Below are 21357 nucleotides of genomic sequence, written 5' to 3'. Positions count from 1 at the left end.
CTTACATTTTGAAGCCTCTTCACTGGCCCCCCTTGCTGCCGTGTCTGCATGTTGAAGCCTCCGGCCACAGGGCGATCCCTTGGCTCAACCTCTTGCGTCTTGGTTTTTGTCATCTGGGCCCATGGCCCATCCCGCTTCTGGCTTTTTGACAAGGGCAGCCTCTGATCCTGCCCGTTGATCTTGCGCCCCTTTCGCCCGTGGCAGTCAACACGGCGCGCTTGCGGGTTTCTCTGACGCCCCGCCCTTGTGTAGGGAACACGGTGGCGAGCGCGGGGTTGACGAGAAAATGGGGAGCGCAACGGACACTGCGATGGCAAGCGATACGGGAGGTCCATGGGTCACAAACAGGAGGGAAACACTCTGGTCTGATGGCATATGAACTCATTTTTCAATCAAGCCGCCATGACGCGACCATCCGGGGCGTGTTTCCCTCACCAATCCCAGTCACCACCATCGTTGCCGACTTTCATACCAAGGTGCTTTTTATACAAAATCGCAACGTTGAAAACGTTTTTCGTTCACCACTCGTCTACCTGAATGGCACGAATGGTTGGCCACTTAAACTTTCGTGTTCTTTTTTTACCATTTCTGTGTGTCCCCCCCTTGCCCGGGACCCTGAGCCTGCCTAAAATCGCGCGTCTTTTATCAACCCCACCTCTATTGTTGGAGAACACCACGTGAGCGAAAAATTGGCCAACCCTGCCCCTCTGGGTCTGATGGGTTTCGGTATGACCACCATTCTGCTGAACATCCATAACGCAGGTTTCTTCCCCATCAGCGCCATGATCCTGGCCATGGGTCTGTGCTATGGCGGTCTGGCCCAGATCATCGCCGGCATCATGGAGTACAAGCGTGGCAACACCTTCGGTGTCACCGCCTTCATCTCCTACGGCACCTTCTGGTGGAGCCTGGTGTTCCTGCTGGTGATGCCGACCATGGGTCTGGCCGAGGCCACCCCCCACGCCTACATGGGCTGGTACCTGCTGATGTGGGGCATGTTCACCCTGTTCATGCTGATCGGGACCGTCAACTTCCCCCGCGTGAAGCAGTTCGTGTTCGCCTCCCTGACCGTGCTGTTCTTCCTGCTGGCCGCCCGTGACTTCACCGGCAGCACCCTGATCGGCACCATCGCCGGTTTCGAAGGCATCATCTGCGGCGCCAGCGCCATCTACCTGGCCATGGCCACCGTGATCAACGAGCAGTTCGGTCGCACCGTGCTGCCCATCGGCGAGCAGAAGAAAGCCGCTCCCGTCGAGCTCAAAGCCGCTGCCTAAGCACCCGGCGACATCGCTGTCACGAAAAAGGCACCCTCGGGGGTGCCTTTTGTGTTTCTACCGCCCGGACACCGTGCCGGTCAGCCCTGCGCCCCGGGATCCCCAGCCAGCAATCGGGTGGCCGGGTAGCGGGCGGCGGGATCCTGGCCGTAGAAGCGGGCGAACTGGTCATAGACCGCGGGGTAGACGGCGCGCAGACGCAACGGATCGGTGAAGAAGCTCTCGCTGCACACCGCGAAGAATTCGGCGGGGTGCGAGGCGGCGTAGGGGTCTATCTCGGTCACTTCCTCTCTGGTCAACTGATCGTTCATCTCGTCAAACGCACCTTGCAGCGCCCGGGTCCATTGCTGGGGATCCATGCCCCGCGGCAGGGGCGGTGCACCGTCCGCATCCCCTCCCAGCATGTCGAGCTTGTGGGCAAGCTCATGGATCACCAGGTTGAATCCGTCCCAGTCCCCGTCCTGCTGCAATTCGCTCCAGGCCAGCACCAGCGGCCCCTGGGGCCAGGATTCTCCGGCGTTCTCCTCTTCAAATTCGCTCACCAGCCCGAACTCGTCCTGCACCTCCTGACGACGGGTCACGGGCTCGGGGATGATGATCACCTCGTGGAACCCTCGATACCAATCGAACCCCAGGTGCAGGATGGGCAGCACTGCCTGCAGGGCCAGCACTCCCTGCTGGCGGGGCGTCAGTTCCACCCCGATCTGGGTGAGGGTCTTGCGCGAGAGAAAATGGCGCGCCAGCTCCATCAGCCTCTGCGCCTCTTCTTCTTCAAGCCCCTGCAAGATGGGCACCGCCGCCAGCGCCTCGCGCCACTCCTGCTCTTCTGGGAGACGGGGCTCCCAGGGAGATGCACCACCCAATACCTCTTTCAACCTGGACCAGAACACACGGACTCCTCTTGCCAATCAGACAGCTTTCACAAAACGTTTCGGACGCTCGCAATACCCTTGCGCCAGATAAAATCGGTGCGCCCCTTCGCGCTTGAGGCTGCTGGAGAGCTCCAGCTGGCCACACCCCAGGGCTGCCGCCCGCTGCTCTGCCGCCGCCAGCAGCAGGGCCCCGATGCCCCCTCCCCTTGCACCCTCATCGACAACCAGCGCCGAGATCAGGCCCCAGGCTGGTGCAAGGTGCATGGGTTGCAAGTGGTGCCACACCAGCACCCCCACCGGGCTCCCCTCGCACAGGGCCACCAGGACCTCCCGCGCCGGATCGGGCTGGGCCAGCCTGGCGCTGACCGCCCCGTCAGGGTTGGGGTAGCCCAGCTGGGCAAACAACCCCGTCAATCCGGCCCCATCTTCCTCCCCGGCGAGGCGAATGATGTATCTGTTTTCCCTTGTTGCCACTCCTGGCCTCCTATTTGCATTACCTCAATCAGCCCTCTGGGCATGGCAAAGCGGCAGATGATGGGTATGTACCGAATCTTGTCCAGTTCCATTCACCATTTGTTAATGTCAATTCACAAATTAACAAAGTCACAACACTTTTCACTAGGAAGGCCCTGAACAAACCGATATGTTAAATCCCGCGGACTAACCAGTCGAAAGTCCCGCACAATCCTGAGTGACCCCCTTGGTCACCGCATATTTCAATGTTAAGGGAGCGAGGCATATAGACCTCGCCAAGACAGCGCAACAAAGGAGTTGTTGTACATGAATGAGATCGTCAATGCCATCAATGGCGTGATTTGGAGCCCAGCGCTCATCTATCTGTGTCTGGGGGTAGGCCTCTACTTCTCCCTGCGCAGCCGTTTCCTGCAACTGCGTCATATCAAGGAAATGGTGCGCCTGATGTTCGATGGCAAGAGTACGGATGCGGGCGTCTCCTCCTTCCAGGCCCTTGCCATGACCCTGGCCGGTCGCGTCGGTACCGGCAACATCGCCGGTGTGGCCACCGCCATCACCTTCGGCGGCCCGGGCGCCCTGTTCTGGATGTGGATGGTCGCCTTCCTCGGCGCCAGCTCCGCCTTCGTGGAGTCCACCCTGGGCCAGGTCTACAAGGAGAAGATCAACGGTGAATACCGCGGCGGCCCGGCCTTCTACATCGAGAAGGGCCTGGGCATGAAGTGGTATGCCTGGACCTTCGCCATCGCCACCATCTTCGCCTGCGGCGTGCTGCTGCCGGGCGTACAAGCAAACTCCATCGGCTCCAGCCTGCAGACCGCCTTTGCCATCGACCCCAACGTGACCGCCGCCGGTCTGGCGCTGCTGCTCGGTTTCATCATCTTCGGCGGCGTCAAGCGCATCGCCAACTTCGCCAGTACCGTGGTGCCCTTCATGGCGCTGGGTTACATCATCGTCGCCTGCGTCATCATCGCCCTGAACATCGGCCAGCTGCCGGGCGTGATCCTGCTCATCTGGAAGAGCGCCTTCGGGATGGACGCCGGCTTCGGCGCCATTCTGGGCTTGGCCATCATGTGGGGCGTCAAGCGCGGGGTCTACTCCAACGAAGCCGCCCAGGGCACGGGTCCGCACGCCTCCTCCGCCGCCGCGGTGAGCCACCCGGCCAAGCAGGGTCTGGTGCAGGCGTTCTCCGTCTACATCGACACCCTGTTCGTCTGCTCCGCCACCGGCTTCATGCTACTCATCACCGGCCTGTACAACGTGCAGGGTCCGGACGGTGCCGCCCTCTACACCGGCATCGCCGGCGTAGCCGCCGGCCCAGGCTATGTGCAGACCGCCATGGAGAGCATGATGCCAGGCTTTGGCAACTACTTCGTCGCCATCGCCCTGTTCTTCTTCGCCTTCACCACCATCGTGGCCTACTACTACATCGCCGAAACCAACATCGCTTTTGTCAATCGCAAGATTAACCGCCCCTGGCTCACCTTCCTGCTCAAGCTGGCACTGATGGCATCCACCGTCTACGGCACCGTCAAGACCGCTGATCTGGCCTGGGGTCTGGGTGACATCGGCGTCGGCCTGATGGCCTGGCTCAACATCGGCGCCATTTTGATGCTGCAAAAGCCGGCTTTCGCCTGCCTCAAGGACTACGAGGCACAGCTGGCCAAGGGTCTGGATCCCGTGTTCCACCCGGAAAAGCTCGGCATCAAGAACGCCGACTACTGGACCGGCCGCCGTTCCGAGCAAAACCTGGAGCAGGAGCAATCCGGTCACCCCTTCGAACCGGACCGTCAGTCCACCTGAACCGTTGACCCCTAAACAGATAACAAAATGGCAGCCTAGGCTGCCATTTTTATTTGTGCTCTCTTGAGAGTGAGCGCCGGTTCAGAGCGCGTTGCGGCGGGGTCCGAACGGCAGGCGCCAGCGAAACAGGCTGTTGAGGGTCGCCCGCCACTGGTTGGGGCGCCCCAGGATCTGCCTCTGCAACCGGGTCTCTTCCTTGAGCATTGTCTCGTCACTGCAAGCCCAGGCCTGGGTGTAGAGCTGCTTGATCCCCGCCAGCGCATCCGGCGACTTGGTGATCAGGGTCCGGGCAAAGGCCCGCGCCTCTTCCAGGGGATCCGCGCACACCCGGCTCACCAGGCCGAGGGACTTGGCTTCGCTGGCTTCCAGCTCGCGCCCGCTCATGGCAAGCTCCATGGCGGTATCCATCCCCATCAGGTTGCGCAGGGTGACGCTGCCGCTCATGTCGGGGATGATGCCCCACTTGATCTCCATCACCGAGAAGCGGCAATCCGGGGTGCTGAAGCGAAAATCGGCGCCGAGCGCTATCTGCAGGCCGCCGCCAAAACAGACCCCCTGGGTCACCGCAATCACGGGCACCGGCAATTGATGCCAGCCATAGGCCACCCGCTGGGCCAGGTTGGTCGCCTCGTCCGCCTCGCGCTTGAGGATCTCAAGCGCCGCCACCGGCTGCCTCAGCATGGATTTCACATCCAGCCCGGCGCAGAACGCCCGCCCCTCCCCGTGCAGGATCACGGCCCGCAGCCCTTTTTGCCGGGATACCGCGTTCAGCGTCTCGTCGATGGCGTCGAACATGGCCCGATCCAGCGCGTTGAGCTTGTCCCCCCGGCAGAGCATCACCTCGGCGATCCCCTCCTGAAACACCCATTTGACCCTTGGCTTTTCCATCTCCGTCTTCGTCCTTTGATTCAACTGGTCATACCACAACGTTACCAGAGTGTTATGGGCAGGTACAGGGAGGCCGCCCCGGGCCTGCGACTAAAGTCGGCTGGCCCGGTGGTGGAGCCTTTGTCAGACTGGCCCCATGGTCACGGTGGAGCCTCTCATGTCACTTCTGTTCAATTTTGCCCGTCCACCGTTCGACGGCCTGGACGAGGAGGCACGCCAGCGGCTCGGTCAGCACCTCAGCATCTGCTACTTTCGCGCGGGCCAGACGGTGCAGCACGCCGGGGAGGAGCCCGCCGGGCTCTACCTCATCATCAAGGGTGCCGTGGAGGAGTCTGCCCCCCATCAATCCTTTGGCGACTATGGCGAGGGGGACATGTTCGACGTCCGAGCCCAGTTTGACGGGCACTGCCGCCACCGTTTCGCCGCCCTGGAAGATACCCTCTGCCAGCTCATTCCCCGCCCCGTCTTTCTGGCCCTGTGCGACACGCACCCCCATATCGCCCGCTACTTCACCGCCACCCTGGCGGAGCGCCAGCGGGAGCAGGAGCGGCGCAGTCAGCTCGGGCAGCAGAACCTGGCGGAGTTCATCCTGACCCGCATCGCTCCCGACCATCTGCAGGCGCCGCTCATCGTGGAAAGCAGCCTCTCGCTCCTGGCCGCCACCGAGGCCATGGTGACCAGGGGCACCGACTGCCTGCTCTATCCCGGAGCAGACGGCAGCCTGAGCCTGGCCACCCGCAAGACCCTGCTCCACGCCCTCACCCTCAAGGGATTGCCGCTCAGTGCGCCGCTGGCGGTGCTGACCCCCACCCCGCTGACGGGTCTGCCACTGGGGAGCTATCTGTTCGATGCCCTGCTGCTGATGACCCGCCACCGCATCAAGCGCCTGGTCATCTGGCAGGGGCAGGAGGTGGCAGGCATCCTGCATCTGACCCAGGTGCTCGGGCTCTTCTCCACCCACTCCCATGTGTTGACCCTGCGCATCGCCCGCGCCGACTCCCCGGCCGCCCTCGAGGCGGTCGCCCGGGAGCAGCAGCAGCTCATTCGCTCCCTGTTTGCCCAGGGGATCCACACCCTGTTCCTGATGAAGCTCATCGCCACCATCAACGAGCAGTTGATCGCCAAGGCCTTTTCCCTGGTGATCCCTGCGGCGCAGCAAGAGCAGGTGTGCCTGCTGATGCTGGGGTCGGAGGGGCGTGGCGAGCAGATCCAGAAAACCGATCAGGACAATGCCCTGATCCTGCCGGATGGCCTGCCGTGGCCCACCCAGTCGGCGGATCTGGCCGCCTTCAGCGCCCTGCTGGCGCGCCTGGGTTATCCCCCTTGCCCGGGCAGGGTGATGGTCAACAACCCGGCATGGGTGAAGCCGCTTGGCGGCTGGCTGCAAGGGATAGAGCAGGCCTGTGTGTGCGCCAGCGAAGCGGATCTGCTCTGGCTCGCCACCCTGGCCGATGCCCAGGCCATCACGGGAGATCGCGCCCGGCTCGCCCCCGTCGCCCGTCACCTGCGGGCCTGCCTCGCCGACCGGCCGGATCTGCTGGCGGAGATGGCAAGGGCCGCCGTCGCCTTTCATGCCCCCCTCACCCTCTTTGGCAGGCTGGAGCAAGCCCCGGAGGGGCTGGATCTCAAGCGGGGCGGCCTCTTCCCTCTGGTCCACGGCGTCCGGGTACTCTCCCTGGAGGCGGGGATCCTGGAGACCTCGACCACAGGACGCATCGAGGCCCTGGTGGGCCAGGGACGCCTCAGCCGGGACTATGGCACCAATCTGGCGGAGGCCTTCCGGCTGTTCATGCGGCTTCGGCTGCGCAGCCAGTTGCAGGAGGGAGACGGACGGGTGCGGGTGGCAGACCTCGGCCCCGCAGAGCGGGATCTGCTGCGCCATGCCCTGCACCAGGTGAAGAAGTTCCAGCAATGGCTCACCTTGCACTTTCGTCTTAGGCAATAGCGATGTGGATGCACTGGCGCCGCCGCTGGCTTGGCAGGACGTTTCGGGAGGGGGAGTTTGCCCCGCTCTTTGCCCGCCCTGCTGGCGACGAGTGGGTGGCGCTGGACTTCGAGACCACCAGCCTGGATCCGGCGCTGGCGGAGATCGTCTCCATCGGGGCGGTGCGCATCCGGGGCAACCGGATAGAGACGGGCGATGCCCTTGCCATCCGGGTCCAGGCTCCCGCCAGCCTGAGCGCCGGGTCCGTGGTGATCCACGGCCTGCGCCATCAGGATCTGCAACAGGGAATGGCACTGGAGCCCGCGCTGCGCGCGCTGCTGGAGTTCATCGGCCCCCGTGAGCTGGTGGGATATCACATCGCCTATGACCTGCGCATTCTCAACCTCGCCTGCCAACGGCTGTGGGGGCTCACCCTGCCCCAGCGCGGCATCGAGGTGAGCCGCCTCTATCACGATCACCTCTATCGCCGCTATCCCGATGCCGCCATCGATCTGCACCTGGCCGCGATCTGTCGCCATCTGGCGCTGCCAGCCCTGCCCCCCCACGACGCCCTGAGCGATGCCGTCACCGCCGCCCTTGTCTTTGTTCGCCTGCATCAGGGCGGCCCCCTGGCTTATCCCAAAGTCTAATTGTTCGGCAATAACATTTAATTCACATTTTGCTTACATGGACAGCCGTGCTGTCCGGTAGGGAACCCCTCATCCACCGCTGACATTCACTGTCATGGAGAACTGCAATGGAACAGCAACCGTATCTTCGGATCCAGCAAGATCCCAACTTCCAGGCACTGGTCGCCAAACGCCAGCGTTTTGCCTGGACCCTCTCCATCCTGATGCTGGGGCTCTACCTGGCGTTCATCCTGCTCATCGCCTTTGCACCTGGCTGGCTTGGCACCCCCTTGAGCGAAGGCTCCAGCATCACCCGTGGCATCCCGGTCGGGATTGGTCTCATCGTATCGGCCTTCGTGCTGACCGGTATCTACGTATTTCGTGCCAACGGCGAGTTCGACGAGCTGAACCAGAAGATCCTCAAGGGAGCGCAATCATGAAAGGCAAGTTTCTGCTGCCGCTGGCAGGTCTGATCTCCACCCCCTTGCTGGCGGCCGACGCCATCAGCGGCGAGGTGCAACGCCAACCCCTCAATATCTCGGCCATCGTGATGTTCGTGGTCTTCGTGGCCGCCACCCTGTTCATCACCTACTGGGCCTCCAAGCGCAACCGCTCGGCTTCCGACTACTACGCCGCTGGCGGGCGCATCACCGGCTTCCAGAACGGTCTGGCCATCGCCGGTGACTACATGTCCGCCGCCTCCTTCCTCGGCATCTCCGCCCTGGTCTATACCTCGGGCTACGACGGTCTCATCTACTCCATCGGCTTCCTGGTGGGCTGGCCCATCATCCTGTTCCTGATCGCGGAGCGGCTGCGCAACCTCGGCAAGTACACCTTTGCCGACGTGGCCTCCTACCGCCTCAAGCAGACCTCGGTGCGCAGCCTCTCCGCCAGCGGCTCCCTGGTGGTGGTCGCCCTCTACCTCATCGCCCAGATGGTCGGTGCCGGCAAGCTCATCGAGCTGCTGTTCGGCCTCCAATACCATGTGGCCGTGGTGCTGGTCGGCATCCTGATGGTGCTCTACGTGCTGTTCGGCGGCATGCTGGCCACCACCTGGGTACAGATCATCAAGGCGGTGATGCTGCTCTCCGGTGCCTCCTTCATGGCCATCATGGTGATGAAGTCCGTCAACTTCGACGTCGGTACCCTATTCAGCGAAGCGGTCAAGGTGCATGCCAATGGTGCGGCCATAATGAGCCCGGGCGGTCTGGTCGCCGACCCCATCTCCGCCATCTCCCTTGGGCTGGCCCTGATGTTCGGTACCGCCGGTCTGCCCCACATCCTGATGCGCTTCTTTACCGTGAGCGATGCCAAGGAAGCCCGTAAATCGGTGTTCTATGCCACCGGCTTCATCGGCTACTTCTACATCCTCACCTTCATCATCGGCTTTGGCGCCATCCTGCTGGTCAGCACCAACCCGGACTTCAAGGACGCCACCGGCGCCCTGCTGGGGGGCACCAACATGGCGGCGGTCCATCTGGCCGATGCGGTGGGCGGCAGCCTGTTCCTGGGCTTCATCTCCGCCGTGGCGTTTGCCACCATACTGGCGGTCGTGGCCGGGCTGACCCTGGCGGGGGCCTCCGCGGTCTCTCACGACCTCTACGCCTGCGTCATCAAGGAAGGCAAGGCCAACGAGGCCGACGAGTTGCGCGTCTCCAAGATGACCACCCTGGTGCTGGGTGTGGTCGCCATCGGCCTTGGCATCCTGTTCGAGAAGCAGAACATCGCCTTCATGGTGGGCCTGGCCTTCTCCATCGCGGCGAGCTGCAACTTCCCGGTGCTTTTCCTCTCCATGTTCTGGTCCCGCCTGACCACCCGTGGCGCCGTCTATGGCGGCTGGCTCGGTCTCATCAGCGCCGTGACCCTGATGATCCTGGGCCCCACCGTCTGGGTGAAAGTACTGGGTCATGCCCAGGCCATCTTCCCCTACGAATACCCGGCGCTCTTCTCCATGGGGCTGGCCTTCATCGGGATCTGGTTCTTCTCGGTCACCGACAAGTCCCAGGCAGCCTCCGACGAGCATGCGAAGTTCTTCCCGCAGTTCGTCCGCTCCCAGACCGGGCTCGGTGCCTCCGGCGCCTCCGCCCACTAAGTGATACCCCACGCATCCAAGCCGGCCCAGTGCCGGCTTTTTTCATGACCGCCCCCTCGCCTCCTCTCTGCAAGAGAGGCCGGAGCCCGTTGCCGGCCTGGTCGTGAAACCTTCCCCCCTGCAATGGGGCCAGATCACAGTTCCTGCTAAAACTTTCAGGGGATCTGTGCCATAATGCGCGCCATTTGACAGACCAACCGGGACATTCCAGTGCTTTCAAGCAACAACATCACCATGCAGTTCGGCGCCAAGCCGCTGTTTGAGAACATCAGCGTCAAGTTTGGCGGCGGCAACCGCTACGGCCTCATCGGTGCCAACGGCTGTGGCAAGTCCACCTTTATGAAGATCCTCGGCGGCGATCTGGAGCCCACTGGCGGTAATGTGAGCCTGGACGTCAACGAACGCATCGGTAAGCTGCGCCAGGATCAGTTCGCCTACGAAGAGATGCGCGTACTGGACGTGGTTATGATGGGCCACACCGAGCTGTGGGCCGCCATCGCCGAACGCGATGCCATCTACGCCAACCTGGAGGCCACCGACGACGACTACATGAAGGCCGCCGAGCTGGAAGGCCTGGTCGCCGAATATGATGGCTACACCGCCGAATCCCGCGCAGGCGAACTGCTGCTGGGTGCCGGTATTCCCATCGAGCAGCACAACGGCCCGATGAGCGAAGTGGCCCCGGGCTGGAAACTGCGGGTACTGCTGGCGCAGGCGCTCTTCTCCAACCCCGACATCCTGTTGCTGGACGAACCGACCAACAACCTGGACATCAACACCATTCGCTGGCTGGAGCAGGTGCTCAACGATCGTGAAAGCACCATGATCATCATCTCTCACGACCGTCACTTCCTGAACTCCGTCTGCACCCACATGGCGGATCTGGACTACGGCGAGCTGCGGGTCTACCCGGGCAACTACGACGAGTACATGCTGGCTGCCACCCAGGCCCGCGAGCGCCTGCTGGCCGACAACGCCAAGAAGAAGGCCCAGATCGCCGATCTGCAATCCTTCGTCTCCCGCTTCAGCGCCAACGCCTCCAAGTCCAGCCAGGCTACCTCCCGCCTCAAGCAGATCGACAAGATCAAGATTGAGGAAGTAAAGGTATCCAGCCGTCAGAACCCCTTCATCCGCTTCGAGCAGGACAAGAAGCTCTACCGCAACATCCTGGAGATCGAAGGCGTCTCCAAAGGTTATGGCGACGGTCCCCTGTTCAAGGGGCTCAATATGATGCTGGAAGTGGGCGAGAAGGTCGCCATCCTGGGTACCAACGGGATCGGTAAGTCCACCCTGATCAAGACGCTGGTCGGTGCCCTGGCACCGGATACCGGCACCATCAAGTGGTCCGAGAACGCCCAGATCGGCTACTACGCCCAGGATCACGCCGACGATTTCGACACCGATCTCAATGTGTTCGACTGGATGGCCCAATGGAAGCAGGAGAACGAAGACGAGCAGGCGGTGCGCTCCGTGCTGGGTCGTCTGCTCTTCTCCCAGGACGACATCAAGAAGCCGGTCAAGGTGCTTTCCGGTGGTGAACAGGGCCGGATGCTGTTCGGCAAGCTGATGATGCAGCGCCCCAACATCCTGATCATGGATGAACCGACCAACCACCTGGACATGGAATCCATCGAATCCTTGAACCTGGCGCTGGAGATGTACAAGGGCACCCTGATCTTCGTCTCCCACGACCGCGAGTTCGTCTCCTCCCTGGCGACCCGCATCCTGGAACTGACCGAAGACGGCATCCGCGACTTCGGCGGCACCTACGAGGATTACCTGCGCACCCAGGGTGTGGTGTAATCCTCCGCTTTCAAGCAAAGCGATCAGAACCGGCGCCTCGTGCGCCGGTTTTTTTATGCCTCCTTGATCACGCCCCACAGCAAGAGAAGGATTGGGGATAGGGAGAGCAAGAGTACAGCGCGCTGTCATACACCTGCCCCGCTCATCCCCAGCCAGGATAGGCAGCACAAGCCCGTGCCTGGCCCTTCCCTCCTGCGCCCGCCCGCTCTGCCGGGCTGTCAATGGCACAAAAAAACGGCTCCATCATGGAGCCGTTTTCACACTTGGGGCCGTGAGGCTGACTTACTCGACAGTGGCTTCCACGTCGGTGAAGTATTCGATCTTGGCCGCCTTGCGCAGCTCGTCGATCAGCGACTTGTAGTCGGCCTGTGCCTTGCCCTGACCCAACTGACCTTGCAGCAGGCTCACCATCTGGGACGGCTCCTTGATGACGTTGACCTTGTCCAGCGCCACCACCACACGATCACCGTTGGCTTCGGTCACCAGCTCGACGCTCGGCTTGCCATCGGTCGGATGGGGCATGCGGAACACCTGGGTCACCAGGTTCTGGTCCATCTCCTGGGCGAAACGGGATACGCCGGTATGGGTATCCACTTTCAGACCCAGCGCGGTCAGGTCGGCCTGAACGTTCTCACCGGCCTTGAGCTTGTCCAGCAGACCCTGGGCCTTGCCACGGGCCACTTCACTGGCCTTGTCGTGCTTGATGGCGGTGATCACCTGCTCTTTCACCTCGGCAAGCGGCTTGGCCGCCTTCGGCTGGTGACCCATGATGTGCAGCACCAGCGCCTTGCCGTCAGCCAGCTCGATCACGTCGGAGTTGGTGTTGTCATCGCGCAGCTGTTCGGAGAACGCCACGGAGAGCACCTTGGGATCATTGAGCGGTGCCGGCGCATCGGCCTGACTGAAATAGCCAGTGGACTGCACCTGGAGGCCCATGGCTTCGGCGGTCAAGTCCAGGGAGTCCGGGTTCTCGAAGCTGCTGTCGGCCATCTTCTGCTGTTCGGCGAAGAACTGCTCCTTGGCCTTCTCAGACTGCAGACGGGCGATGGTATCGCTCATCACGTCCACGAAGGGCTTGGTCTTGGCAGGCTCGACAGCCAGCAGCTTGATGATGTGGAAGCCGAACGGGCTCTTCACCACGGCGGAGAGATCGCCAGCCTTGGCCAGCGCGAACGCGGCTTTCTCGAAGGCAGGATCCATCACCCCTTTCTCGAACCAGTCGAGCTCCCCGCCCTTCTTCGCGGAGAAAGTATCGGAGGAGTCGGCCTTGGCCAGCGCGGCGAAATCGTCACCCGCCTTGGCCTTGGCCAGCACGGCCTCGGCTTTCTGCTCGGCGGCCTTTTCATCCTTGCCAAACGGGATCAGGATGTGCGCCACCTGACGGCGCTCGGGACGCTGGAACAGATCCTGATGCTGGTCGTAGTAATCCTGGGCATCCTGCTCGGTGACCTTGATGTTCTTGCCAAGGTTCGCGGCATCGAGCAGCAGATAGTCGACCTTGACCGTCTCGTCGTTCATGAAGCGAGCGCTGTTGGCCTTGTAGAACTGCTCCACCTCGGCATCGCTCACCTCGATCCCGTCCACATAGGCGGAAGCGGCCAGACGGATCAGGCGCAGGTCACGGGTCTGGTTGTAGAGACGATCCAGTTGCTCTGCTTCACCCTTGAGGGCGAACTCCGATCCCAGCACGGCGCCCATCAATTGCTGGCGCACCATGTCCTGGCGCAGGGAGTCGCGGAACATCTCGGGGGTCATGCCGGCACGGCGAATGAGCTGCAGGTAGCGGTCATTGCTGAACTTGCCGTTCTCGGCAAACTCGGGCATGGCGACGATGGCCTGCTTGATCTGCTCATCGCTGACGCGCAGACCCAGGGAGCGGGCCTTGTCATCGATCAGCGCCTGATCGATCAGACGGTCCAGCACGCCACGGCGGAACTGTTTCATGTAATCGGGATTGGCGGCCAGCTGGTTGAAGGCCTCACCCATTTGGGATTCCATACGGGCCCGCTCATTGCGGTAGGCATTCTCCAGTGCGGGGGCACTGATGTCATTGCCGTTGACGGTGGCGGGGGCGGTACGTGCCGGGCCATTGAGGTAGCTGCCTACCCCGGCCAAGGCAAAGGAGAGGATGATCAGGCCCAAGATAACCTTGGCTACCTTGCCCTGCGCCCCTTCGCGTAGTTTATCCAACATCATGTTTGTACTTATGCTCCCGAACTCGATGGGCGTAAATAATGAAAAGGCGCACCGATTGCGATGCGCCTTGGTCAAGCAGTATGAGGGAGAGCCCTCTCACTTGTCTGGTCAGAGACCAAGGACGGTGCCGATAGATATCAGCGACCGGCTTAGTTGACCGCGTCTTTCAGGGCCTTGCCGGCTTTGAAGGCAGGAACTTTACCGGCAGCGATTTCGATGGTCGCACCAGTTTGCGGGTTGCGGCCGGAACGGGCTGCACGCTCGCGAACGGCGAAAGTACCGAAACCAACCAGAGCAACCTGGTCACCCTCTTTCAGGGCTTCGCCCACGGCATCGATGAAGGCATCCAGCGCACGGCCAGCGGCAGCTTTGGAGATATCAGCACCGTCTGCAATCTTGTCAATCAGTTGAGATTTATTCACTCTTATATTCCCCTTTTATCGAACATCGCTGCGGCGCTGATTTCCCTGGCCACAACAAGTGGAGGTTTTATAACAAGCCTCCTGATCAGTTGCAAGTGACAATCTGGCGCAAACCCGCGCCACATCACGCATTGCGACTCATCATGAGTACCCGATCGGTGGTCAAGGCTACTTCCGTTGTCCGGTGCATGCAAGCCTTAACCACCCCCCGAATGCGCCAAATTTGCGGCGCATCAACATTTACACGACAGAAACGCGTTCGAAACCTTGCGGATTGTCCTGCAACGCCAGTGCAAGCACCTCATCAATCCAGCGAACCGGATAGATTTCAAGATCTTGTTTGACGTTGGCCGGGATCTCCTCGAGGTCACGTTCGTTCTCTTTCGGGATCAGCACACGCTTGATGCCACCACGGTGGGCCGCCAGCAGTTTCTCCTTGAGACCACCGATGGGCAGCACCTCGCCACGCAGGGTGATTTCACCCGTCATCGCCACGTCGGCACGCACCGGGTTGCCGGTGAGGCTGGAGACCAGGGCGGTACACATGGCGATACCGGCGCTCGGGCCGTCTTTCGGGGTCGCCCCTTCCGGCACGTGCACGTGGATGTCGCGCTTCTCGTAGAAGTCGCCGTTGATACGCAGCTTCTCGGCACGGGCCCGCACCACCGTCATGGCCGCCTGGATGGACTCCTGCATCACGTCACCGAGGGAACCGGTGTAAGTGAGCTTGCCCTTGCCCGGCATGTTGGTGGTCTCGATGGTGAGCAGATCGCCCCCCACTTCGGTCCACGCCAGCCCGCACACCTGACCAATCTGGTTCTGGTCGGTGGCCTTGCCATAGTCAAAGCGCTGTACCCCCAGGAACTCCTTGAGGTTCTCCTGGTTGACCTGAACATGCTTGATGCTCTTGTCCAGCAGGATGCGTTTGACTGCCTTGCGACAGATTTTGGAGATTTCACGCTCCAGGCTGCGCACACCCGCCTCGCGGGTGTAGTAGCGAATCACCCCGATCAGCGCCGAATCCTCGATGGTGATCTCGGAAGGCTTCAGGCCGTTGCGCTGGATCTGCTTGGCCACCAGGTGCTGCTTGGCAATGTTGAGCTTCTCGTCCTCGGTGTAACCGGACAGACGGATCACTTCCATCCGGTCCAGCAGCGGACCCGGTATGTTCATGGAGTTGGAGGTGGCCACGAACATCACGTCCGACAGGTCATAATCCACTTCCAGATAGTGATCGTTGAAGCTGCTGTTCTGCTCGGGATCCAGCACCTCCAGCAGGGCGGAAGCGGGATCGCCACGCATGTCCGAGCTCATCTTGTCGATTTCGTCGAGCAGGAACAGCGGGTTCTTCACGCCGACTTTCGCCATCTTCTGGATGAGCTTGCCGGGCATGGAGCCGATGTAGGTACGGCGGTGACCACGGATCTCCGCCTCGTCACGCACCCCACCCAGGGCCATGCGCACATACTTGCGGCCGGTTGCCTTGGCGATGGACTGGCCCAGGGAGGTCTTGCCCACCCCGGGAGGCCCGACCAGGCAGAGGATGGGGCCCTTGAGCTTGTTCACCCGCGCCTGCACCGCCAGGTATTCGAGGATGCGATCCTTGACCTTGTCCAGGCCATAGTGATCCGCATCCAGCACCTCCTGGGCCTTGCCCAGGTCTTTCTTGACCTTGGAGCGGGCCTTCCAGGGCACCTGCACCATCCAGTCCACATAGCTGCGCACCACGGTGGCTTCCGCCGACATGGGGGACATCATCTTGAGCTTGGCGAGCTCGGCCTGGGCCTTCTCGCGGGCATCCTCCGGCATCCCGGCCTCTTCAATCTTGCGATTGAGGGCTTCGAATTCATCCGGGCTGTCTTCCAGCTCACCCAGCTCTTTCTGGATGGCCTTCATCTGCTCGTTGAGGTAATACTCCCGCTGGCTCTTCTCCATCTGCTTCTTGACCCGGGAGCGGATGCGCTTCTCGACCTGCAACAGGTCGATCTCCGACTCCATCATGGCCATCAGAAACTCGATGCGCTCGGACACGGAGGCGATTTCCAGCACCTTCTGCTTGTCTTCGAGCTTGAGTGGCATGTGGGCAGCCATGGTATCGGCCAGGCGCGCCGCATCGTCGATCGCCGAAATCGAGGTGAGTACCTCGGGCGGGATCTTCTTGTTGAGCTTGATGTAACCTTCGAACTGGCCGATGGCAGAGCGCACCAGCACGTCCTGATCCTTCTCCTCGATGGGGGCGGACGCGATGTACTGGGCCTCCCCGACAAAGAAGTCGCGATCGTCGATCATCCGCTCAAGGCGGGCACGCTGGCCCCCCTCCACCAGCACCTTGACGGTGCCGTCCGGCAGCTTGAGCATCTGCAGAATATTGGCCACTGTCCCGACGGAGAAAATTTCCTCCACCGTCGGTTCGTCAGTCGACGCATCCTTCTGGGCCACCAGCAGGACTTTCTTGTCCTGCTCCATGGCCGCTTCCAGACAGCGAATGGATTTTTCCCGCCCCACAAAGAGTGGAATGACCATGTGGGGATAGACCACCACGTCACGAAGAGGCAGGACGGGAATCTCGATGCGTTCTGAACGCTCTAGGTTCATATATGTCCTCTCGGCTTGTTATACCGTTGGCAAAGGCTTGGCTGAGTATATGGGGGCGCAAAGATGAGATTCAATCGCCTTGGCCGTAAAAAGCATGAAAGGGGCAAAATGCCCCTTTATGTGATTAAAAATCAGACAGTTACTCTGAGGCTGCGGCCTGAGTCTCGGGATTGTCGTAGATCATCAAGGGCGCGGAGTCTCCCTTGATCACCGTCTCGTCGATCACCACCTTGCTGACCCCTTTCAGGGAGGGCAGGTCATACATGGTGTCAAGCAGCACGGCCTCGACAATGGAACGCAGACCCCGGGCACCGGTTTTACGCTCCATGGCCTTGCGGGCAATGGCATTGAGCGCGTCATCACGAAACTCCAGCTCCACCTCTTCCAGGGCAAACAGCGCGGCATACTGCTTAGTCAACGCGTTCTTCGGCTCTTTCAGGATCTGGATGAGGGCAGCCTCGTCAAGCTCGGTCAGGGTCGCGACCACCGGCAGACGACCGATGAACTCAGGGATGAGACCGTACTTGATGAGATCTTCCGGCTCCACCTTGGCAAAGTTCTCGCTCAGGGTTGCCTTGGCATTCTTGGATTTCACCTCGGCGCCAAAACCGATGCCGGTGCCCTTGACGGAGCGCTGCTCGATCACCTTGTCCAGCCCCGCGAAAGCACCACCACAGATGAAGAGGATCTTGGAGGTGTCGACCTGCAAAAACTCCTGCTGCGGGTGCTTGCGACCGCCCTGGGGCGGCACGGAGGCGATGGTGCCTTCGATCAGTTTCAGCAGTGCCTGCTGCACCCCTTCCCCGGAGACGTCGCGGGTGATGGAGGGGTTGTCCGACTTGCGGGAGATCTTGTCGATCTCGTCGATGTAGACGATACCGCGCTGGGCCTTCTCCACGTCGTAGTCACACTTTTGCAGCAACTTCTGGATGATGTTCTCCACGTCCTCGCCCACGTAACCGGCTTCGGTCAGGGTGGTGGCATCGGCCATGGTGAAGGGCACATCCAGCAGACGAGCCAGGGTCTCGGCCAGCAGGGTCTTACCGCTGCCGGTGGGGCCAATCAGCAGGATGTTGGATTTGCCCAGCTCCACGCCACCGGACTCGCTGCCGCTGCGAAGACGCTTGTAGTGGTTGTAGACAGCCACTGCCAGCACCTTCTTGGCGTACTCCTGACCGATCACGTAGTCGTCCAGATGGGCGCGGATTTCATGAGGGGTCGGCAGCTCGCTACCATCGCGCTTGGGAGAGATCTCGCGGATCTCCTCGCGGATGATGTCGTTGCACAGCTCGACACACTCATCACATACGTAGACGGAAGGGCCAGCGATCAGCTTGCGCACTTCATGCTGGCTTTTGCCGCAGAAAGAGCAATACAGCAGCTTGTCGCCCTCACCCTTGCGTTTCTCTGTCATTCAGCGACCTCGTTTTATCAATAGAGGATGGATCGTCCTGCTGAGTTTACAACAGGACGGGGTACCCTGCTCAGCCGCGCTGGCTCAGGATGCCGTCAACCAGACCATAGGCAACGGCCTGCTCGGCGGACATGAAGTTGTCACGGTCGGTGTCGCGCTCGATGGTGGCCATGTCCTGACCGGTATGGAACGCCAGACGATCGTTCAGGGTATTCTTGATTTTCAGGATCTCCTGGGCATGGATCTGGATGTCAGAAGCCTGCCCCTGGAAGCCGCCCAGCGGCTGGTGGATCATCACTCGGGCATTGGGCAGGCAGAAACGCTTGCCCTTGGCGCCACCGGCCAGCAGGAAGGCCCCCATGGAGCAGGCCTGCCCCATGCAGACGGTGCTCACGTCCGGCTTGATGAACTGCATGGTGTCATAGATGGACATACCCGCAGTGACGGCGCCACCCGGCGAGTTGATGTAGATGCTGATGTCCTGATCCGGGTTCTCGGACTCCAGGAACAGCAGTTGGGCCACCACCAGGTTCGCCATGTGATCTTCAACCTGACCGGTCAGGAAGATCACCCGCTCTTTCAGCAGACGGGAATAGATGTCGTAGGAACGCTCCCCTTTCGCGGTTTGCTCTACCACCATCGGGATGAGCGCATTGCGTGGGGATTCAGTCACATCGTTATAGTTCTTGTACATAAGGCATTGTCCCTAAAATAAAATGGCCCGAGTGGAGATCACACGAGCCATTATACTTAACAGTTTTGACCTTAAGTCAAATGTTCTTAGGCAGCGGCACCGGACTTGTTGATCACTTCGTCGAAGGCAACTTCTTTCTCAGTGACTTGCGCCTTGGACAGGATCAGATCGATGGCTTGATCTTCAATGGCCAGGTTGCGCACGCCGTTCAGCATCTGCTCGTTCTGCTGATAGTACTCGATCACTTCTTTCGGATCTTCGTAGGCAGTGGCCATGGACTCGATGATGCTGGTCACACGGGCGTCGTCAGCCTTGATCTCGTTGGTGCGGATGACGTCACCCAGCAGCAGACCAACGCGGACACGGCGCTCGGCCTGGGCCTGGAACAGCTCGGCCGGCAGCTCGGGGGCGTTGCCGCCCTGGAAGCCACCGAAGCGCTGCAGAGCCTGCTGACGCAGGGTGTCGATTTCCTGGGCAACAGCAGCCTTCGGCAGATCGATCTGGTTGGCTTCAACCAGTCCGTTCAGTACCTGCTCTTTCACGCTGTTTTTCAGGGCCTGGGCCAGTTCGCGCTCCATGTTCTTGCGCACTTCTGCCTTCAGCTCTTCAACGCTGCCGCTCTCGATGCCGAAACGCTTGACGAACTCTTCGGTCAGCTCGGGCAGCACCTGCTCTTCAACCTTGTGCAGCTTGGAGGCAAACTTGGCAGCCTTGCCCTTCAGGGCTTCGGCGTGGTAGTCAGCCGGGAAAGTCACCTCGATGGTGAACTCGTCGCCCGCTTTCTTGCCCAGGATGGCGTCTTCGAAGCCCGGGATCATGCGGCCAGCGCCCAGTTCCAGGGTAAAGCCTTCAGCCTTGCCACCGTCGAACTCTTCACCGTCGATGGAACCGACGAAGTCCATGGTCACACGCATGCCATTGGCGGCAGCCACAGCAGCTTCAGTCCAGGTGGCGTGCTGCTTGCGCAGGGTGTCGATCATGTTTTCCAGGTCGCTGTCCTTCACGGTGGCAACCGGCTTCTCGACCTTGATGCTCTCCAGACCGGCAACTTCGAACTCCGGATACACTTCGAAAGTGGCGGTGAATTCGAAATCCTGACCTTCTTTGATCTCTTTCGGATCCATGGTCGGGGCGCCAGCCGGGCTCAGTTTGTTCTCGATGATGGCCTTGATGAAGTTGTTCTGCATCATTTCATCGGCAACGCGGGCGTGAGCCATGGCACCGAACATCTTCTTGATGATGGCAACCGGAGCCTTGCCAGGACGGAAACCGTCGATGCGACGGGTTTTGGCCAGGCCATTCAATTCTTTGCGCACGGCGGCGTCAACGGTAGCGGCCGGTACAGTGATGGTAAGACGGCGTTCCAGACCCTGGGTTGTCTCTACAGAAACTTGCATTCTTTTACCTCGTTCAACTCAGCACTGCGTGCTGACCCTTTATTGCCCCCGGGCAAGCCCGGAGTCTTCCTGTTTATAAAGACAACGACTGTCTTTGTGATGAGAAAATATGACGCGACATTATAGCGGCGTGCAGTGGTCGCGTCGAGCCGCACATCCCCCATCCGGGGCACAGACAGCACAATTTGCGCAAGACTTTCTCCTATATGGGGAAGCCTTGCACCGAGTTCAAGCATTCCATCCGCAATAATTTGCACTGGCTCACTCTTTTTCACGGCGAACGGGCCATTTTGATCGCCATCCGCCGCCAATCAGGCACAAAAATGGCGTGCTGCGACCCAAATTGTCCACCTTCTCGCCTGTGCCATTGCGTCCCCCGGCAGGGCTCGCTATGGTGACAGCCAATTCACGTGCTGCTGGAGTCACCCACATGTCCTTTTTCCGCTTCTTGTTCAATCTGCTCTGGTTCGTGCTGGGAGGCGTCTTCATGGGGCTGGCCTGGTGGCTGGCGGGGCTGCTCTGCTTCATCTCCCTCATCGGGATCCCCTGGGGACGCGCCTGCTTCGTCATCGGCACTTTCACCTTCTTCCCGTTTGGCAAGCAGGCGGTGAGCCGCAAGAGCATGACGGGCCAGAGCGACATCGGCACCGGTGCCCTGGGGCTGATTGGCAACATTCTCTGGTTTGTGCTCATCGGGGTCTGGCTGGCCATCGGCCACATCGCCTCGGCGCTGGCCTGTTTCGTCACCATCGTCGGCATCCCGTTCGGCATCCAGCACCTCAAGCTGGCCCTCATCAGCCTGGCCCCCATCGGCCAGATGATAGTGACCAACCACGAGGCCGAATCGGGCCGCTACATCCGCTGACGGCCCATCTCAGGCTAT

The 21357-nt window shown here is 61.0% G+C and carries 17 protein-coding genes; 8 read left to right on the top strand and 9 right to left on the bottom strand.

The genetic code is table 11. From position 1 onward, the window contains the following. The first annotated feature begins 677 nt into the window (after nucleotides 1-677). Complete coding sequence (locus tag AB5Y89_RS00885) at nucleotides 678-1274, top strand: GPR1/FUN34/YaaH family transporter (RefSeq protein WP_039039055.1); 597 nt, start codon at nucleotides 678-680, stop codon at nucleotides 1272-1274. Between the two features lie 80 nt (nucleotides 1275-1354). Here AB5Y89_RS00885 and AB5Y89_RS00880 read toward each other — a convergent pair whose 3' ends face one another. Continuing rightward, on the bottom strand, nucleotides 1355-2164 hold the full coding sequence (locus AB5Y89_RS00880; protein WP_368222664.1) for a zinc-dependent peptidase: 810 nt from the start codon (nucleotides 2162-2164) through the stop codon (nucleotides 1355-1357). An 18-nt stretch (nucleotides 2165-2182) separates the two neighbouring features. Continuing rightward, nucleotides 2183-2551 (bottom strand): GNAT family N-acetyltransferase, encoded by a 369-nt coding sequence (locus tag AB5Y89_RS00875; protein WP_233462931.1) that lies wholly within the window; start codon nucleotides 2549-2551, stop codon nucleotides 2183-2185. Between the two features lie 375 nt (nucleotides 2552-2926). On the opposite strand from AB5Y89_RS00875, the gene AB5Y89_RS00870 reads away from it, so the two are divergent. Continuing rightward, nucleotides 2927-4420: an alanine/glycine:cation symporter family protein gene (locus AB5Y89_RS00870; protein WP_368222663.1), complete on the top strand. Its 1494-nt coding sequence runs from the start codon at nucleotides 2927-2929 to the stop codon at nucleotides 4418-4420. Nucleotides 4421-4501: 81 nt separating this feature from the next. Here AB5Y89_RS00870 and AB5Y89_RS00865 read toward each other — a convergent pair whose 3' ends face one another. Then, nucleotides 4502-5308, bottom strand: coding sequence for a crotonase/enoyl-CoA hydratase family protein (locus tag AB5Y89_RS00865; protein ID WP_042016074.1), 807 nt, complete (start codon nucleotides 5306-5308; stop codon nucleotides 4502-4504). 157 nt (nucleotides 5309-5465) lie between these two features. Here AB5Y89_RS00865 and AB5Y89_RS00860 point away from each other — a divergent pair, with 157 nt between their 5' ends. From AB5Y89_RS00860 to AB5Y89_RS00840, 5 genes are all read left to right on the top strand, one after another. After that, on the top strand, nucleotides 5466-7253 hold the full coding sequence (locus AB5Y89_RS00860) for a putative nucleotidyltransferase substrate binding domain-containing protein (RefSeq protein ID WP_368222662.1): 1788 nt from the start codon (nucleotides 5466-5468) through the stop codon (nucleotides 7251-7253). A 2-nt stretch (nucleotides 7254-7255) separates the two neighbouring features. Further along, complete coding sequence (locus AB5Y89_RS00855; protein WP_029314461.1) at nucleotides 7256-7882, top strand: 3'-5' exonuclease; 627 nt, start codon at nucleotides 7256-7258, stop codon at nucleotides 7880-7882. Between the two features lie 107 nt (nucleotides 7883-7989). Then, on the top strand, nucleotides 7990-8301 hold the full coding sequence (locus AB5Y89_RS00850; RefSeq protein WP_039039049.1) for a DUF485 domain-containing protein: 312 nt from the start codon (nucleotides 7990-7992) through the stop codon (nucleotides 8299-8301). Next, nucleotides 8298-9953, top strand: coding sequence for a cation acetate symporter (locus tag AB5Y89_RS00845; RefSeq protein WP_039039048.1), 1656 nt, complete (start codon nucleotides 8298-8300; stop codon nucleotides 9951-9953). The genes AB5Y89_RS00850 and AB5Y89_RS00845 overlap by 4 nt, the downstream gene beginning before the upstream one ends. A 210-nt stretch (nucleotides 9954-10163) precedes the next feature. Continuing rightward, entirely contained in the window at nucleotides 10164-11756 is a 1593-nt protein-coding gene (locus AB5Y89_RS00840) for an ABC-F family ATPase (protein WP_045524774.1), read from the top strand. A 282-nt stretch (nucleotides 11757-12038) separates the two neighbouring features. On the opposite strand, the gene ppiD is transcribed toward AB5Y89_RS00840, so the two are convergent. The 6 genes from ppiD to tig form a co-directional block, all read right to left on the bottom strand. Continuing rightward, entirely contained in the window at nucleotides 12039-13952 is a 1914-nt protein-coding gene (gene ppiD, locus AB5Y89_RS00835) for a peptidylprolyl isomerase (protein ID WP_161957680.1), read from the bottom strand. 149 nt (nucleotides 13953-14101) lie between these two features. Next, nucleotides 14102-14374, bottom strand: coding sequence for a nucleoid-associated protein HU-beta (gene hupB, locus AB5Y89_RS00830; protein WP_005315375.1), 273 nt, complete (start codon nucleotides 14372-14374; stop codon nucleotides 14102-14104). Nucleotides 14375-14614: 240 nt separating this feature from the next. Further along, nucleotides 14615-16969: an endopeptidase La gene (lon, locus tag AB5Y89_RS00825; protein ID WP_010674574.1), complete on the bottom strand. Its 2355-nt coding sequence runs from the start codon at nucleotides 16967-16969 to the stop codon at nucleotides 14615-14617. Between the two features lie 139 nt (nucleotides 16970-17108). Then, a complete protein-coding gene (clpX, locus tag AB5Y89_RS00820; RefSeq protein ID WP_010674573.1) occupies nucleotides 17109-18383 on the bottom strand; it encodes an ATP-dependent protease ATP-binding subunit ClpX in 1275 nt (424 codons plus the stop codon). 70 nt (nucleotides 18384-18453) lie between these two features. Continuing rightward, nucleotides 18454-19077: an ATP-dependent Clp endopeptidase proteolytic subunit ClpP gene (clpP, locus tag AB5Y89_RS00815; protein ID WP_005324106.1), complete on the bottom strand. Its 624-nt coding sequence runs from the start codon at nucleotides 19075-19077 to the stop codon at nucleotides 18454-18456. Nucleotides 19078-19163: 86 nt separating this feature from the next. After that, nucleotides 19164-20474, bottom strand: a complete 1311-nt coding sequence (tig, locus tag AB5Y89_RS00810) for a trigger factor (RefSeq protein ID WP_010674572.1) — start codon at nucleotides 20472-20474, stop codon at nucleotides 19164-19166. A 430-nt stretch (nucleotides 20475-20904) separates the two neighbouring features. On the opposite strand from tig, the gene AB5Y89_RS00805 reads away from it, so the two are divergent. Next, the gene (locus AB5Y89_RS00805; protein ID WP_042016081.1) at nucleotides 20905-21339 is read left to right on the top strand and encodes a YccF domain-containing protein; all 435 of its coding nucleotides are present in this window, start codon (nucleotides 20905-20907) and stop codon (nucleotides 21337-21339) included. The last annotated feature ends 18 nt before the right edge of the window (nucleotides 21340-21357 follow it).

Origin of the sequence: Aeromonas sp. s4, assembly GCF_040907855.1 — a bacterium.
GTDB classification, from domain to species: Bacteria; Pseudomonadota; Gammaproteobacteria; order Enterobacterales; family Aeromonadaceae; genus Aeromonas; species Aeromonas caviae.
Note: the sequence above shows the minus strand (reverse complement) of the source record. Positions and strands in the feature narration are given on the sequence as shown.